Below are 16,166 nucleotides of genomic sequence, written 5' to 3'. Positions count from 1 at the left end.
GCCTGCCTGAAATTCTTGCCCGGGAACGGGACCCTGGTATCGAGCATCTATGTTATCGGTTGAAACACTCAAGAAAAATAAAGATCAGTGGTGGGCTCTGCCGCTGGTGTTACCGCTGTTGTTATTACCACTCGCCCGCGCAGGCAATACTTACGTGCATATCGAAGGCGGTCTGGTGGTGCTTTATTACCTGCCGCTGTCGCTGTTTAGCGCCTTTCTGATGATTTATGGCCGTCGCGCGCTGCCCGGCATCGGCCTTGGCATCGTTGTCTATTATCACCGCAATGTGGGGTTATTAGATCTCTCGGTCACGCTGCTGAATTTCTTTGTCCCGATAACGCTGAGCTGGGCAGGCTACCGTATTTTTGCGCCGGGCCAGCATGCGGTTTCCTGGTGGCATTCACGCAGCGGCGCGCAGCGTATGTTCTGGTTGGTGTTCTTTAACGCCTCGGTCTTTATGCTGTTTTACCAGATAGCCGCGTTTCTCGGGCTCTATGAGCGTCCAACGTCGCTGACGGGCGATAATCCTTTTACCGTATTGACGCTTATCAGCTATCAGGCCGTACTGGTCGGCTGCCTTACGGGGATGCCTTTTTTCTATCTGCTGATTCGCGTGCTGCGCCACCCGCGCTATCTGAAGAGTTTTCTCTCGCAGGCGCGTGCCCAGCGCGATAAGAAAGTCAGCAAAATCGAAGTGGTTGTCTGGCTCGGCGTGATTCTGTTCCTGCTTGGCTGTCTGGTGCAGCCGACGGGCGACAGCAGTTCGCTGTTCAGTACCACCTATACGCTTTCATTACTGTTGCCCGTGATGCTCTGGGGCGCGATGCGGTTTGGCTATTTCTTCATCACCACCGTCTGGACGCCGGTGCTGGCTGTGTTATGTCATTTCTATTATCTCTACTTCCCGTCGGTACCCGGCTACGAAACCCAGATGGTGGTCAATACCTCCAGCTATGGCGTCTTTTCGCTGGTGATTGTCTTTATGGCGCTGACTGCCACCCGCCAGCGCACGATGCATCTACGCGGCCGTCGTCTGGCGTTAATCGATCCGTTAAGCCATATGCCGAATCTGCGAGCGCTGAACCGGGATCTTGGCAAAGCCCCCTGGTCGGTGCTGTGTTTTATGCGTATTCCCGAGCTTGAGCTGCTCGGGCGAAACTATGGCGTCATGCTGCGCATTCTCTATAAACAGCAGATGGCGGCGTGGTTGCGCCAGATCCTGCTGCCGGATGAGCTGGCGTACCAACTTTCCGGGCACGATTTAGTGCTGCGTATTCACACGGAATCGTATCTTGAGCGCATTGACGCGCTGGATAAACGCGTGCGGCAGTTCCGCTTTATGTGGGACGGCATGCCGTTACAGCCGCAGGTGGGTATCAGTTACAGCTTTGTGCGCTCGCCGGTCACGCATCTGCATTTGTTGCTTGGTGAAATGAGCACCATGGCGGATCTGTCGCTTGCCACCAATCAGCCCGAAAGCTTGCAGTGTCGTGGCGCAAACCACGTGCAGAAAGCCGTGAAGCTGAAAGTGGATATGCTCAACCGCCTCCAGCAGGCGCTGGATAATCATCATTTCCGGTTGATGGCGCAGCGTATCGAAGGGATGCGCGGCGACAGCTACTACGAAATTCTGTTGCGTATGCGCGGTGATGACGGCGAACTGATTGCCCCGGAGAATTTCCTGCCGGTGGCGCATGAGTTCGGTCTCTCGTCGCGCATTGATCTGATGGTGCTGGAAAGCACACTGCAATTTATGGATGAGTGGCGCGAACAGTTGCCAGGCAGCCGTTTCTCTATCAACCTGACGCCTGCCACAGTCTGTCGCGTGCCGTTTCCGGGCGAGGTCCAGCGGCTGCTGGCGCGTTATCACATTGAGCCCTGGCAACTGATTTTTGAAATTACTGAAAGCCAGTCGTTCACGAATGTGGAACAGACGCAAATGACGCTTTCGCGGCTGCGTGCGATGGGGTGTCGCATTGCAATTGACGATTTCGGCACCGGTTACGCCAGCTACGCGCGGCTCAAAAGCATCAATGCCGATATTTTAAAAATCGACGGCAGTTTTATTCGCAATATCGTGACCAGCAGTCTGGATTATCAGATTGTTGAATCGATGTGCCATCTGGCGCGGATGAAAAATATGCAGGTGGTGGCGGAGTATGTGGAAAGCGAAGAGATCAAAAACGTGGCTTGTTCGCTCGGTATCGATTATCTGCAGGGCTATGTGATTGGTAAGCCGCAACCGCTGGAGTCGCTTATCGCGGCGAAACCGCAGACGACGGAGCAGGCATAAAAAAACGGTGAGCCAGGCTCACCGTTTCGTGTTTCAGGCGGCCACTTCCGGGCTCGCTTCTTCTTCAATATTCAGCTTCCAGCCGGTAACGCCTTCCCAGTACTGCTGCTCACGTTCGAGATCCAGCAGCACCAGCGCGTTCTGGCTGAACCAGTCGTGCGGGAAACGCAGCGTCCAGTGATTCTCATCGGTATTCAGCACCAGCGTCGGCGGTGTGGTGGTCGCCTGACGCTGATTGTTCAGCAGCACGCCAAGGCGCAGCAGCTGGATGAGCGGCAGGAACTGCTTTTTCTTGTACAGCGTAAAGCGCGGCAGCTCGTCGAGCTTAATCGCCTTACGGTGATAGCGCACCAGCGTCGCCATCATCATCTGCTGCTCCTGATTAAAGCCCGGCAGATCGCTGTTCTGAAGGATATAAGCCGAATGGCGGTGCAGGCCGCTGTGGTTAATGCCAAGCCCGACCTCATGCAGCATCGCCGCCCATTTCAGCAGTGCCGCCAGCGACGGGTTCGCAAGCTTAGGATTCTGCTGCTCCCACTGCTCATACATCAGCATGGTGGTATCCAGCACCCGGTGCGCCTGTTCTCTGTCGATATGGTACTGATTGGCGAGGCTCTGCGCGGTGCGAATGCGGATATCCTGATGCCGGAAACGGCCTTCCATCTCGTACAGCACGCCTTCGCGCAGCGCGCCGTCTGACAGACGCAGCTCGCGGATCGCCAGCGCGTCAAACACGCCGCAGAGAATAGCCAGCCCCGGCACGAAGACGACTTTGCGCTCTTCCGATAGCCCCGGCAGGGTAAGCGCGGAGAAGTGGCCGAATTTCAGCACTTCATCGCGCAGCATATCGAGGCGATCCGGCGTGATAAAACCGTCTTTTTCGCCCATCTCCACCAGCACTTCATGCGTGGCTTTGATGGTGCCGGAAGCGCCCAGCGCCACGGTCCAGCCTTTAAGGCGATACTGCCAGGCGAGGCTTTCAAGCTTTTGCACGGCGGCGAGACGCGCGCGGCGGAAATTATCCGGCGTTATCTCACCGTTCGGGAAGAAATGCTGCCCGAAGCTGACGCAGCCCATGCGGCGGCTTTCCACCAGTTGCGGCTCAAAATCTTCGCCTATCACCAGCTCCGTCGAGCCGCCGCCGATATCGATAACCAGCTTACGCCCGCGCTCTGGCTGCGTATGTTCCACGCCCATAAAAATCAGGCGCGCTTCTTCATTGCCGGAGATAATTTCAATCGGGTAGGGGATGACCTTTTCCGCGCGACGCAGGAAATCCGTCGCGTTAGCGGCCTGGCGCAGCGTGTGGGTGCCCACGATGCAGACTTTCGCCGCGGAAAACCCCTGCAGACGCTCGGCGAACAGGGAGAGGCAGGCGAGGCCGCGCTCCATGGCCTCTTCGCTCAGCATATTATTTTCGTCCAGCCCATCGGCCAGGTGTACGCGCTGTTTCAGACGACCAATGATTTGCATGGCGCCATCCACCACACGGGCAATCACCATATGGAAGCTGTTAGAGCCGAGATCGACCGCAGCAAATTCCTCCGGTCGTGGAGCATCAGAAGTTATCGGCATAGATTATTCAGGCTGTTCCAGAGATTTTATGTAATCGTAAATCGCCAATTGTGCGCGAACTTTGCGGCGATTACCACGCGGCACATAGCGATTACTCAGTTCTTTGTCCACATAACGGGCCTTCACCGTATCACTGAACAGGATATCAATGATATCCAGAATGCGCTGTTTCAGGCGCGGGTCCAGCAGCGGCGCGGCGACTTCAATGCGGTAGTCGATATTACGCGTCATCCAGTCGGCAGACGACAGATAAACGCGCTTATCGCCGCCATTTTCGAAAATATAAACCCGGTCATGTTCGAGATAGCGGTCAACGATACTGATGACCTGAATATTGTCGCTCAGGCCTTCCAGCTGCGGGATAAGCGAGCACATGCCGCGAATCAGCAGATTCACTTTTACGCCGGAGCCGGACGCCGCGTAGAGCCTGTCCACCAGCCCTTTATCGACGAGATTATTAAGCTTAAGCGTAATCCCCGACGGCAACCCTTGCTGCGCGTTGGCGATCTCCTGATCGACCATTTCATAAAGCAGGCGGCGCGAGTTTTGCGGCGACACCAGCAGGTAATCGAAACTCACCGGGCGGTAAGGGTTTTCGATAAAGTTAAATACCCGGCGCACTTCGTTGGTGATGCGCGCATCGGCGGTCAGCAGCGAGTAGTCGGTATAAAGGCGCGCGGTTTTTTCGTTAAAGTTGCCGGTGCCGATATGCGCGTAGCGCACCACGTCGTCACCCTCTTTACGCGAGATGAGAAACAGCTTGGCGTGGATCTTAAGGCCCGGCGCTGAGAAGATCACATGTACGCCCGCTTCGGTCAGGCGTTTCGCCCAGTGAATATTCGCCTCTTCATCAAAGCGCGCCTGTAACTCCACCACGACGGTCACTTTTTTGCCGTTGTGGGCGGCGTGGATCATCGAGTCGATAATGCGCGAGTCTTTCGCCACGCGATAGATATTGATTTTGATGGCCAGCACGCTCGGGTCAAACGACGCCTGGCGCAGCAGTTCCAGCACATGCTCGAACGTATGATACGGGTAGTAAAGCAGCACGTCGCGCTCGCGAATGGCGTCAAAGCCGTTGCGGAATTGATCGAACCAGATGTGGCGCAGGCGCGGCAGCGGTTTGTTGATCAGATTCGCTTTGCCGACATTCGGGAAGCTAATGAAATCTTTGAAGTTATGGTAGCGACCGCCCGGCACGATGGAGTCATAGCGCGAGATAGAGAGCTTCTCGCGCAGCATCTGCACCATCGCATCCGGCATATCGCGCTGGTAAACGAAACGCACCGGCTCAGCGGTGAGGCGCTGCTTGAGGCTTGAAGACATCAGCTCCAGCAGGCTCGATTCCATCTCATGCACCAGATCGTATTCCGCGTCGCGCGTCATCTTCATGGAATAGGCGTTCAGCGCGTCGTAATCGAAAAAGCCTTTAAAGATATCATCCAGGCAGAAGCGCAGAATGTTATCCAGCAGGATCATCGGTTTGCGGCGGCGCGGGGTTTCGGGCGGAAGATTCACGAAGCGCGGCACTTTATCGGCCGGGATCTCCAGCAGCGCGTAGCGAATAGATTCGCCGCGAATAATTTCGACCGCCAGATAGGTGTAATCGTCTTTCAGAAACTGCACCAGATCGGTGTCGCGATTAATCAGCGTCGGGGTGACGTGCTGGCGCAGATAGTGTTTGAAGTAGTGACGCAGCCACACCTGCTGATTTTCAGAAAGCTGACGTTCGTTAATCAGAAAGATTTGGTTGCGCGCCATCTCCAGCAGCAGATCGTTATACAGGCCGTCGAACTCCTGATCTGCCTTCAGCACCCGCGACTGGATCTTGCCCAGCAGGTGGCGCGAATGAGAGTTAGAACCCTGCTCTTCGCTGATGATAATGCGCCGCTTAAGCTCGGCAAACCGGACCTTATAAAACTCATCAAGGTTGTTAGAGTAGATGCCCAGAAAGCGCATGCGCTCAATCAGCGGGTTAGATTTATCCGCCGCTTCCTGCAATACGCGTTCGTTGAACGATAACCAGCTCAGTTCTTTTTCGATATAAAGCTTTTCCTGACCCATTACTACTCACACTCCGGTTGATTAACTCGGGACGTGGCAAATCCGTCTCGGGGTTATTATGGCGAGCTTTGTCATGCTCTGTCCAACTGTGCCAGAAAAGTATGACAGTTATCCGCAGGCTTACGAGAAAGCGGCAAAAAAGCCTGTGAAACCGTGATGTTGGCGGGCAAGTTTTCCGTGTCGATGACGGAATTAACGCCAGACGAGAGAAAAAATAAAGGGCCTCGTGGCCCTTTAATCATTCGTCAGAAGCGTAACCCTGCGGCGGGAGCGGATGCCCGTCCAGCCAGGCGCGGCCTTCGCGCATCGCGAGACGGTCCTCGACAAACCAGCTTACCACCAGCGGGTAGATGGCGTGCTCTTGCGCCTGAACGCGCGCGGTGACGTCCTCTTCGCTGTCGCCGGGAAAGACCGGGACGCGGGCCTGTAAAATCACCGGGCCGCCGTCCAGCTCGTCCGTGACAAAATGCACCGACGTGCCGTGCTCGTCATCGCCGTTGGCGAGCGCCTGGCGGTGCGTATGCAGCCCCGGATATTTCGGCAGCAGGGAAGGGTGAATATTCAGCAGCCGTCCTTCATAGTGCGCCACAAAGGCCGGGCTCAGAATGCGCATATAGCCCGCCAGCACCACCAGATCCGGCGCGTAGGCGTCTATCTCCTGCATCAGCTCACGGTCAAACGCCTCGCGGCTGGCAAAATCAGATGCGCTTAACGCATGCGCAGGAATGGCGGCCTCGCGCGCGCGTTCAAGGCCGAACGCGTCGGCCTTGTTGCTGAAGACGGCGCTAATCACGCCGTTAATTTTCTTCTGCGCGCAGGCGTCGATAATCGCCTGTAAATTACTGCCGCTGCCGGAAATTAGCACTACGATGCGCTTCATTACGCAATAACCACGCGTTCCTGGGCATCGGAGGCTTTAATCGCGCCGATTTTCCATGCGGTTTCGCCAAGGCTATTGAGCAGCGCTACCGCGTTATCCGCTTCTGCGGCTGGCAGGGCGATGACCATGCCAACGCCGCAGTTAAAGGTGCGGTACATTTCATGACGGCTGACGTTGCCCGCCTGCTGTAGCCAGTTGAAGACCGCCGGCCACTGCCAGGAGGCTTCATCAATCACCGCCTGGGTGTTGTCCGGCAGCACGCGCGGAATGTTTTCCCAGAAGCCGCCGCCGGTCAGGTGGGCGATGGCATGGACTTCAAGCTTCTCAATCAGCTCCAGCACCGGTTTTACATAGATGCGGGTAGGGGCCAGCAGGTGATCGGCGAGCGGTTTGCCGTCAAGCTCGGTGGTTTGAGGATTTGCGCCGCTCACTTCAAGAATTTTACGCACCAGCGAGTAGCCGTTGGAGTGCGGACCGCTGGAGGCCAGCGCCACCAGTACGTCGCCGTCGGCGACTTTCGAGCCGTCGATAATCTCTGATTTTTCCACCACGCCGACGCAGAAACCGGCCACGTCGTAATCGTCGCCGTGATACATGCCCGGCATTTCCGCCGTTTCGCCGCCCACCAGCGCGCAGCCGGATTGCAGGCAGCCTTCGGCGATGCCGTTAATCACGCTTGCCGCGGTATCCACATCCAGCTTGCCGGTCGCGTAGTAATCGAGGAAGAACAGCGGCTCCGCGCCCTGTACCACCAGATCGTTTACGCACATCGCCACCAGGTCGATGCCAATCGTGTCGTGACGTTTCAGATCCATCGCCAGACGCAGCTTGGTGCCGACGCCGTCCGTCCCGGAGACCAGCACCGGCTCGCGGTATTTCTGCGGCAGCGCGCAGAGGGCGCCGAAGCCGCCCAGGCCACCCATCACTTCCGGGCGACGGGTTTTTTTCACGACGCCTTTGATACGGTCGACCAGAGCGTTACCAGCATCAATATCAACACCGGCATCTTTATAGCTGAGAGAGGTTTTGTCGGTCACTGCTAAGTCCCCACGCGGTTGCGGTTGGTGGTAGTAGAGAAAACGCGGCAATTCTAACAGTCCAGGCAAACGTTTGCGAGCCCTTGTTGCGTTGAATAAAACACACTAATAAGATGACTGACTTCTGTTCGGTTGATCCCGATCAAGCCCATTACGTATGGCGCGGCCCGCAAAAAGCGGTATAATCCGGCGATTTTTTTTGTGGCTGCCATCTTGCTGGGGAGAAAGAGAATGAAGATCGTTGAAGTGAAACACCCGCTGGTTAAACACAAGCTGGGCCTGATGCGCGAGCATGACATCAGCACCAAGCGTTTTCGTGAACTCGCCTCTGAAGTGGGCAGCCTGCTGACCTATGAAGCCACAGCCGATCTGCTGACGGAAAAAGTGACCATTGAAGGCTGGAACGGCCCGGTGGAAATCGAGCAGATCAAAGGCAAGAAAATTACCGTAGTGCCTATTCTGCGCGCCGGTCTTGGCATGATGGAAGGGGTGCTGGAGAACGTACCGAGCGCGCGCATCAGCGTGGTCGGCGTTTACCGTGATGAAGAAACCCTGGAGCCGGTGCCGTATTTCCAGAAGCTGGTTTCTAATATCGACGAGCGCATGGCGCTGGTTGTCGACCCGATGCTGGCGACAGGCGGCTCGATGATCGCCACTATCGACCTGCTGAAGAAAGCGGGCTGCACCAGCATCAAAGTGCTGGTTCTGGTCGCCGCGCCGGAAGGCATCAAGGCGCTGGAGAAAGCGCACCCGGATATCGAGCTGTATACCGCGTCCATCGACAAGGGGCTTAACGAGCACGGGTACATCATCCCGGGCCTCGGCGATGCGGGCGATAAAATATTTGGTACGAAGTAAACGTTAAGCCGACTTATTAGTCGGCTTTTTTTTGGTCCCACACTTAACACATCACACATCAACACTCTTGAGGAAAACGCTATGACGCGCCGTGCTATCGGGGTAAGTGAACGTCCGCCGCTCTTACAGACTATCCCGCTTAGTTTGCAGCACCTGTTCGCCATGTTTGGCGCAACCGTGCTGGTGCCCATCCTGTTTCATATTAACCCGGCCACCGTACTGCTGTTTAACGGCATCGGCACGCTGCTGTATCTCTTTATCTGTAAAGGCAAAATCCCGGCGTATCTGGGCTCAAGCTTTGCCTTTATTTCGCCCGTGTTGCTGTTGCTGCCGCTCGGCTATGAGATGGCGCTCGGCGGGTTTATCGTTTGCGGCGCGCTGTTTTGCATCGTGGCGCTGATTGTCAAAAAAGCGGGCACCGGCTGGCTCGACGTGATGTTCCCGCCTGCGGCGATGGGTGCCATCGTCGCGGTTATCGGCCTGGAGCTGGCGGGCGTTGCGGCCAATATGGCGGGCCTGCTGCCTGCGGAAGGCCAGACGGCGGATTCCACCACAATCACTATTTCGCTGGTGACGCTGGCGGTCACGGTGTTTGGCTCGGTGCTGTTCCGCGGTTTTCTCGCGATCATCCCGATTCTCATCGGCGTGCTGGCGGGCTATGCCCTCTCCTTCGCGATGGGCGTTGTGGATACCACGCCGATTGCCAATGCCCACTGGTTTGCGCTGCCGACGTTCTATACGCCGCGCTTTGAGTGGTTTGCTATCTTCACCATTCTGCCTGCGGCGCTGGTGGTCATAGCCGAGCATGTCGGGCACCTGGTGGTAACGGCGAACATCGTGAAAAAAGATCTGATCCGCGATCCGGGCCTGCACCGCTCGATGTTCGCGAACGGTTTCTCGACGATGATTTCCGGTTTCTTCGGCTCCACGCCGAACACGACCTATGGCGAGAATATCGGCGTTATGGCGATCACCCGCGTTTACAGCACCTGGGTTATTGGTGGCGCTGCGATCATCGCGATTTTGCTCTCCTGCGTCGGCAAACTGGCGGCGGCGATCCAGATTATCCCGGTGCCGGTGATGGGCGGCGTTTCGCTGCTGCTCTACGGCGTGATCGGCGCATCCGGTATTCGCGTACTGATTGAATCTAAAGTGGATTACAGCAAGGCGCAGAACCTGATCCTGACGTCAGTCATCCTGATCATTGGCGTCAGCGGCGCGAAAGTGCATATTGGCGCGGCCGAGCTGAAAGGCATGGCGCTGGCGACAATTGTCGGCGTGGCGCTGAGCCTGATTTTCAAACTTATCAATGTATTGCGCCCGGAAGAGACGGTGCTTGACGCTGACGAGCACGAAAAATCGCCGCACTGATCCGCCTGCCGGGCGGCGCTGTCGCCCGGTTCAACAGCGAAGCGATTGTGTGATAGACTCAATGCGTTTTTTCGTATGTCCTTGAAGAGGTCCTTCTGAACACACCGGCACAGCTCTCCTTGCCGCTCTGGCTGCCCGATGACGAAACGTTTGCCAGCTTCTGGCCGGGCGACAACCCCTCTTTATTAGCCGCACTCCAGACGATGCTGCGCCACGACCGCAGCGGCTACATCTATTTCTGGTCCCGGGAGGGCGGTGGGCGCAGTCATCTGCTGCATGCCGCCTGCGCTGAGCTTTCGCAGCGCGGAGACGCGGTTGGTTATGTGCCGCTCGATAAACGCACCTGGTTTGTCCCGGAAGTGCTGGAGGGCATGGAGCAACTCTCGCTGGTTTGCATCGATAATATCGAGTGCATCGCAGGCGATGAGCCCTGGGAAATGGCTATCTTCAATCTCTATAACCGCATTCTGGAATCGGGCAATACCCGACTGCTCATTACCGGCGACAGGCCGCCGCGCCAGCTCAACCTGAAGCTGCCCGATCTCGCCTCGCGCCTCGACTGGGGGCAAATCTACCGGCTCCAGCCGCTCTCCGATGACGATAAGCTCCAGGCGCTGCAGCTGCGCGCCCGGATGCGCGGTTTTGAACTGCCGGAAGATGTGGGGCGTTTTCTGTTAAAACGGCTCGATCGTGAAATGCGCACGCTGTTCCAGACGCTCGATCAGCTCGATCGCGCCTCGATCAGCGCCCAGCGCAAGCTAACGATCCCGTTTGTGAAAGACACGCTCGGGCTGTAAAACCGTGTCAGAAAGAAGAACGCCGCGAGGAGTGCCCGCGGCGTTTTATTTAGAGGATCTCCAGCACCTGCTCCGGCGGACGCCCCAGTCGCGCTTTGCCGTGGCTAATCACAATCGGGCGCTCAATCAGTTTCGGGTTGTCCACCATTGCCTGAATCAGCGCCTCTTCGCTGAGCGACGGGTCAGCCAGATTCAGCGTTTTGTAGAGATCTTCTTTCGTGCGCATCAGCTCGCGCGCCTGGCTGAACCCGAGCTGGTTCAGTAGCGTTTTGATTGTCGCGGCATCCGGCGGCGTCTCCAGATACAGCACGACATCTGGCTCAATGCCGCGTTCGGTCAGCAGGCTCAGGGTTTCGCGGCTTTTTGAGCAGCGCGGGTTATGGTAAATCGTCACGTCCCGGGACATGGTCTCTCCTGTTACATTTTTTCGTAAGGGCGGAAGCGCTGTTGCAGCTGGCGAATCTGATCGATACGGGCGTCATAACGCGCCTGTTGCAGACTGCCGAGTTTTACCTGCGAACTGGCGCTGCTGAGCAGCGTGATTGCCTGATCGAGTTTACCCAGAAGCGCCATCACTTCGGCGCGCGCCGCCAGCTCCTGATCGCGATTGCCGAGCGCCGCCTGCGCCTGCGCCAGCAGATCCCAGCCGTTGGTGTCATCCGGCCAGGTAAAGGTGTAGCGGTTAAGGATAGTCACCGCCTGCGCCGGCTGGCTGCCTTCCAGATACGCGTTAGCAAGGTTCAACTGCAACACCGGATTGGTTTTCAGATCCGGCGCGCTTTTCAGACGGTCAATCGCCTCCTGCGCTTTGTGTTCGCCAAGCGAAATATCGGTGGCGAGGTCGAGATACCAGGCATTGTCCGGCTGCGCGCGCAACAGCGGTTCCAGCTGCTGGCGGGCTTCGGCGAAGCGTTTATCCTGCATCGCCTGCAGGGCGCGGCCATATTGCGCGGCGTGTTGTTCGCGCTGGTTGCCTTTGGCGAGCGAATCGAGAATATCGCTGGTGAGCTGGTTACGCCCGGAGTTATACATGCCCAGCGTGCGCACTTTCGCCATGTAGAACGCTTCAGAGGATTGCGATACGACGGGGCGCATCTGGTTCGCGCGGTTACGGGCATCCGCCAGACGGCTTTCCGGCAGCGGGTGAGTCAGCAGAATTTCCGGCGGGCGCGTGGAGTAGCGCGCCTGGTCGAGAAGTTTCTCAAGGAAAGTCGGCATCGCCTGCGGATCAAAGCCAGAGCGTTGCAGCACCTGAATACCGATGCGGTCGGCTTCTTGTTCATTCTGTTGAGTAAACGTGATAACGCCCTGCTGCGTACCGGCGAGCGTGCCGGTGAGCGCCGCCATACCCGCCTGCGGGCTTGCCATCGCGAGCAGTATGGAGCCGAGCGCGCCGACCCAGGTGAGCGGGGCGCTGCGCTTTTGATCTTCCATCGCGCGCGCCAGATGGCGCTGGGTGACGTGGGAGATTTCATGCGCCATTACCGAGGCGAGCTGGCTTTCGTTATCGGCATAGCGGAACAGCGCCGAATGCAGCACCACGTTGCCGCCGAAAAAAGCGAAGGCGTTAATTTCGTCGTTATTAATGAGATAGAAGTGGAAAGGGGTTTTTACCGAATCGGCGTGCGAGACCAGGCGCATACCCAGCCCGTTGATATATTGCACCAGCAGCGGGTCGTTGATCAGGGGCGCGCTGCCGCGCAACTGACGGACGTAGTAATCGCCCATCTGTAACTCCTGGCCGATAGAAAGCGTGCTGCCCGCCGAGGTGCCCATATCCGGCAAACCGTCGGCCGGGTCCGCTGCAAAGGCGGGCGCAAGCTGGCCTGCCAGCATGCCGCCGATAAGCGTTGCAACCAGTGTCGTTTTCAACTGCCTGAACATAGCCTCTTTCCCGTCTGTATAGAGTCTCTTTTGACCCGCCCGGCATCGCTTTGTTCAGTCCGCGCGCCCGGCTGGGAAGTCCGTTTTACAAATGCGTCGGGAAATCATATTCATCCGGCAACGGGTTGTCTTGCGGGGGGCACAAAAATCACGGTCTTTTTTGTGACATTTCGATACAATTCGCCCTCACGCCCGTGCCGTCACCCGTGAGGGAAGGTTTTTATGCTTGAAATGTTAACCCAGTGGTATCGTCGTCGCTTCAGCGATCCGGAGGCGATAGCGCTGCTGGCGATTCTGGTCGCTGGTTTTTGTATCCTCTTCTTCCTGCATGGTTTGCTGGCACCGCTGCTGGTCGCTATCGTTCTTGCCTACCTGCTGGAGTGGCCGACGTCGCGGCTGCAACGCATCGGCTGTTCACGTGGCCTTGCCGCAACGCTGGTGCTGGTGCTCTTTATCGGTATTGTGCTGGTCATGGCGTTTGTCGTGGTGCCGGTGGCCTGGCAGCAGGGAATTAACCTGATCCGCGATATTCCCGGCATGCTCAATAAGCTCTCCGATTTTGCGGCGACGCTGCCGAAGCGTTTTCCGGCGCTGATGGACGCGGGCATTATCGACGCCATCGCCGAAAATATGCGCACCCGCATCATCACGCTTGGTGATTCGGTCGTGAAATATTCGCTCGCCTCGCTGGTGGGCCTGCTGACGCTTGCTATCTACCTGATTCTGGTGCCGCTGATGGTGTTCTTTTTAGTCAAAGATAAAGAACAGCTGCTGAACGCGGTGCGGCGTGTGCTGCCGCGTAACCGCGGTCTCGCAGGGCAGGTGTGGGTGGAGATGAATCAGCAAATTACCAATTACATCCGCGGCAAAGTGCTGGAGATGATTGTGGTGGGTGTCGCGACCTGGATAGGCTTCCTGATTTTCGGCCTTAACTACTCGCTGTTACTGGCGGTGCTGGTCGGCATCTCAGTACTCATTCCGTATATCGGCGCGTTTATGGTGACTATTCCGGTCGTGTGCGTGGCGCTGTTTCAGTTCGGCATGGGCACGGAGTTCTGGAGCTGCTTTGCGGTCTATCTGATCATTCAGGGGCTGGATGGCAACGTGCTGGTGCCGGTGCTGTTCTCCGAAGCGGTCAATCTGCATCCGCTGGTAATTATTCTCTCGGTGGTGATTTTCGGCGGGCTGTGGGGCTTCTGGGGGATTTTCTTCGCCATTCCGCTGGCGACGCTGATTAAAGCGGTGGTTCACGCCTGGCCGGAAACCACGCCGACGGCGCAAGAGTAACGTCATACGGGCCGGGCAGGCGTTACGCCTCCCGGCAATCTGACTTCAGGCGTGTTCTTTCAGCCAGGCCAGCACCACATCGTGGTGATTGCTGGTTTTGAAATCATTGAACACATGCTCGATTTTTCCTTCGGCATCGATCAGAAAGCTGATGCGATGAATGCCGTCGTAGGTTTTCCCCATAAAGGATTTTTCACCCCAGACGCCAAACTGGTCGCTCACCTGATGATCTTCATCCGAGAGCAGCGTGAAATTAAGCAGCTCTTTTTCAGCGAAACGCGAGAGCTTTTCAGGTTTATCGGTGCTGATGCCCAGCACTTCCACACCCGCTTTTTTCAGGTCATCCATGTTATCGCGCAGCCCGCATGCCTGGACGGTGCAGCCCGGCGTCATGGCTTTGGGATAGAAATAAACCAGAACACGCTGTCCCTGGAAGTCGGTCAAATTTACTTGTTCACCGTCCTGATCGGGCAAGCTAAATTTCGGTGCGATATCACCGGCTTTCAGTGGATTCATCACTACACTCCATCCTGTTCATCTTGCTGTGGATAATTAACCACGCTAATAGTGCCTTGCGCGCCCAGCTCTGTACAGAGTTGACGGAAAGGCTGTTCGATAATCGTCGCATCCTGTGAAGCCGGACTGTGCGCCGTTATCTGAATATAGAGCTGTGCGGACTTATTTTCCTGTGCAGGCTGCGTGCGCGAGATAAGTTCAGCGATATTCATGTCGTGGGAATGGAACAGTTCGGTGAAGCGCTCAATCAAATGCGGCGAGTCTTCCACCTCGACCTGCACCCAGACGGATGCCGGCATCGCCTGGCGAGGGCGGGCGGTGGTGCGTTTCATCACAATCAGCAAATCCAGCTCGGCGCCCTTGAGCGGCAGCGTGGATTCAATCAGCGTAATCGCGTTCCAGCTTCCGGACAGCAGCATGATGAACGTGAACTCCTCTCCCAGCATCGCCAGACGGCTATCTTCGATATTGCAGCCGCAACTGCTGACATGGCGGGTGATAGTGTTAACGATACCCGAGCGGTCGGCTCCCAGCGCGGTAATCACCAGATAATGGGGGGATGAGGATGTCAAACCTGTGCTTCCTGTTGAAACGATGAATTATTCCTTAGGAAACCATAAAAAAATCCGCCATACAACCGCATAGCGCGCCCTGGCCGCTTGCTTTTATTACGGCACCAAACGTACCATTGAGGCTCTTGTTTGCACAGAGGATGGCCAATGTTCACGGGAAGTATTGTCGCGCTTATCACGCCGATGGATGAAAAAGGTAATGTCTGCCGGGCGAGCCTGAAAAAACTGATTGATTACCATGTCGCTAACGGAACGTCGGCGATTGTATCGGTAGGGACAACCGGGGAATCCGCCACGCTCAGCCATGACGAGCATGCTGATGTGGTGATGATGACGCTGGAACTTGCCGATGGCCGCATTCCGGTTATCGCAGGCACGGGCGCGAACGCCACTTCCGAGGCCATCAGCTTGACTCAGCGTTTCAACGACAGCGGCATCGCAGGCTGTCTGACCGTTACGCCGTATTACAACCGTCCGACCCAGGAAGGCCTGTTCCAGCATTTTAAAGCTATCGCAGAGCATACCGACCTGCCGCAGATCCTCTATAATGTGCCGTCCCGTACCGGTTGCGATATGCTGCCGGAGACGGTAGGTCGTCTGTCAAAAATTAAAAATATTGTCGGTATCAAAGAAGCGACCGGGAACTTAAGCCGCGTTCACCTGATCAAAGAGCTGGTTAGTGAGGATTTCGCGCTGTTAAGCGGCGACGACGCTACGGCGATGGATTTCATGCAGCTTGGCGGCCACGGGGTGATTTCTGTTACCACCAACGTCGCAGCGCGCGATATGGCCGATATGTGCCGGCTCGCGGCGGAAGGGAAGTTTGACGATGCGCGCATCATCAATCGTCGCCTGATGCCTTTGCATCATAAATTATTTGTCGAACCCAATCCTGTCCCGGTGAAATGGGCCTGTAAGGAGTTGGGACTTGTGGCGACCGATACGCTGCGCCTGCCAATGACGCCGATTACCGATGCCGGTCGCGACATTGTTGGCTCCGCGCTTAAGCATGCCGGCCTGCTGTAAAGTTTA

At 56.7% G+C, this 16,166-nt stretch carries 14 protein-coding genes; 6 read left to right on the top strand and 8 right to left on the bottom strand.

From position 1 onward, the window contains the following. Window positions 1-49 precede the first annotated feature (49 nt). On the top strand, window positions 50-2,293 hold the full coding sequence (locus tag G9X48_RS19010; RefSeq protein ID WP_097641439.1) for an EAL domain-containing protein: 2,244 nt from the start codon (window positions 50-52) through the stop codon (window positions 2,291-2,293). A gap of 33 nt (window positions 2,294-2,326) precedes the next feature. Here G9X48_RS19010 and ppx read toward each other — a convergent pair whose 3' ends face one another. The 4 genes from ppx to purM all read right to left on the bottom strand — a co-directional run bounded on the left by ppx (window position 2,327) and on the right by purM (window position 7,849). Next, window positions 2,327-3,868: an exopolyphosphatase gene (gene ppx, locus G9X48_RS19005; RefSeq protein ID WP_097641438.1), complete on the bottom strand. Its 1,542-nt coding sequence runs from the start codon at window positions 3,866-3,868 to the stop codon at window positions 2,327-2,329. 3 nt (window positions 3,869-3,871) lie between these two features. After that, window positions 3,872-5,932 (bottom strand): polyphosphate kinase 1, encoded by a 2,061-nt coding sequence (gene ppk1, locus G9X48_RS19000; protein WP_007900053.1) that lies wholly within the window; start codon window positions 5,930-5,932, stop codon window positions 3,872-3,874. A 238-nt stretch (window positions 5,933-6,170) separates the two neighbouring features. After that, window positions 6,171-6,812 carry a phosphoribosylglycinamide formyltransferase gene (gene purN / locus G9X48_RS18995; protein WP_097641437.1) on the bottom strand — a complete coding sequence of 214 codons (642 nt, stop codon included), beginning with the start codon at window positions 6,810-6,812 and terminating at the stop codon, window positions 6,171-6,173. Continuing rightward, window positions 6,812-7,849, bottom strand: a complete 1,038-nt coding sequence (gene purM / locus G9X48_RS18990; protein WP_097566078.1) for a phosphoribosylformylglycinamidine cyclo-ligase — start codon at window positions 7,847-7,849, stop codon at window positions 6,812-6,814. Before purM ends, purN begins: the two co-directional genes overlap by 1 nt. Before the next feature lie 231 nt (window positions 7,850-8,080). Here purM and upp point away from each other — a divergent pair, with 231 nt between their 5' ends. From upp to hda, 3 genes are all read left to right on the top strand, one after another. Beyond that, on the top strand, window positions 8,081-8,707 hold the full coding sequence (gene upp, locus G9X48_RS18985) for a uracil phosphoribosyltransferase (RefSeq protein ID WP_007763150.1): 627 nt from the start codon (window positions 8,081-8,083) through the stop codon (window positions 8,705-8,707). Window positions 8,708-8,788: 81 nt separating this feature from the next. Next, complete coding sequence (gene uraA / locus G9X48_RS18980) at window positions 8,789-10,078, top strand: uracil permease (protein ID WP_004386993.1); 1,290 nt, start codon at window positions 8,789-8,791, stop codon at window positions 10,076-10,078. Window positions 10,079-10,173: 95 nt separating this feature from the next. Further along, window positions 10,174-10,875 (top strand): DnaA inactivator Hda, encoded by a 702-nt coding sequence (gene hda, locus G9X48_RS18975; RefSeq protein WP_071603483.1) that lies wholly within the window; start codon window positions 10,174-10,176, stop codon window positions 10,873-10,875. A 49-nt stretch (window positions 10,876-10,924) separates the two neighbouring features. On the opposite strand, the gene arsC is transcribed toward hda, so the two are convergent. After that, on the bottom strand, window positions 10,925-11,281 hold the full coding sequence (arsC, locus tag G9X48_RS18970; RefSeq protein ID WP_004386995.1) for an arsenate reductase (glutaredoxin): 357 nt from the start codon (window positions 11,279-11,281) through the stop codon (window positions 10,925-10,927). Window positions 11,282-11,292: 11 nt separating this feature from the next. Continuing rightward, entirely contained in the window at window positions 11,293-12,759 is a 1,467-nt protein-coding gene (bepA, locus tag G9X48_RS18965) for a beta-barrel assembly-enhancing protease (RefSeq protein WP_004386996.1), read from the bottom strand. Between the two features lie 222 nt (window positions 12,760-12,981). Here bepA and G9X48_RS18960 point away from each other — a divergent pair, with 222 nt between their 5' ends. After that, a complete protein-coding gene (locus tag G9X48_RS18960; RefSeq protein ID WP_004386997.1) occupies window positions 12,982-14,046 on the top strand; it encodes an AI-2E family transporter in 1,065 nt (354 codons plus the stop codon). A 45-nt stretch (window positions 14,047-14,091) separates the two neighbouring features. On the opposite strand, the gene bcp is transcribed toward G9X48_RS18960, so the two are convergent. Next, window positions 14,092-14,562: a thioredoxin-dependent thiol peroxidase gene (gene bcp, locus G9X48_RS18955; protein WP_004386998.1), complete on the bottom strand. Its 471-nt coding sequence runs from the start codon at window positions 14,560-14,562 to the stop codon at window positions 14,092-14,094. A 2-nt stretch (window positions 14,563-14,564) separates the two neighbouring features. Next, window positions 14,565-15,134 carry a glycine cleavage system transcriptional repressor gene (locus tag G9X48_RS18950; protein ID WP_004386999.1) on the bottom strand — a complete coding sequence of 190 codons (570 nt, stop codon included), beginning with the start codon at window positions 15,132-15,134 and terminating at the stop codon, window positions 14,565-14,567. 147 nt (window positions 15,135-15,281) lie between these two features. Between G9X48_RS18950 and dapA the strand changes: the two genes are divergently transcribed. After that, a complete protein-coding gene (dapA, locus tag G9X48_RS18945; protein WP_004387000.1) occupies window positions 15,282-16,160 on the top strand; it encodes a 4-hydroxy-tetrahydrodipicolinate synthase in 879 nt (292 codons plus the stop codon). Window positions 16,161-16,166 lie beyond the last annotated feature (6 nt).

Source organism: Cronobacter sp. HA18006 (genome assembly GCF_011605445.1).
GTDB lineage: Bacteria > Pseudomonadota > Gammaproteobacteria > Enterobacterales > Enterobacteriaceae > Cronobacter > Cronobacter sakazakii.
The sequence above is the reverse complement of the archived record's forward strand: the minus strand, read 5'-3'. Positions and strand labels throughout refer to the sequence as shown.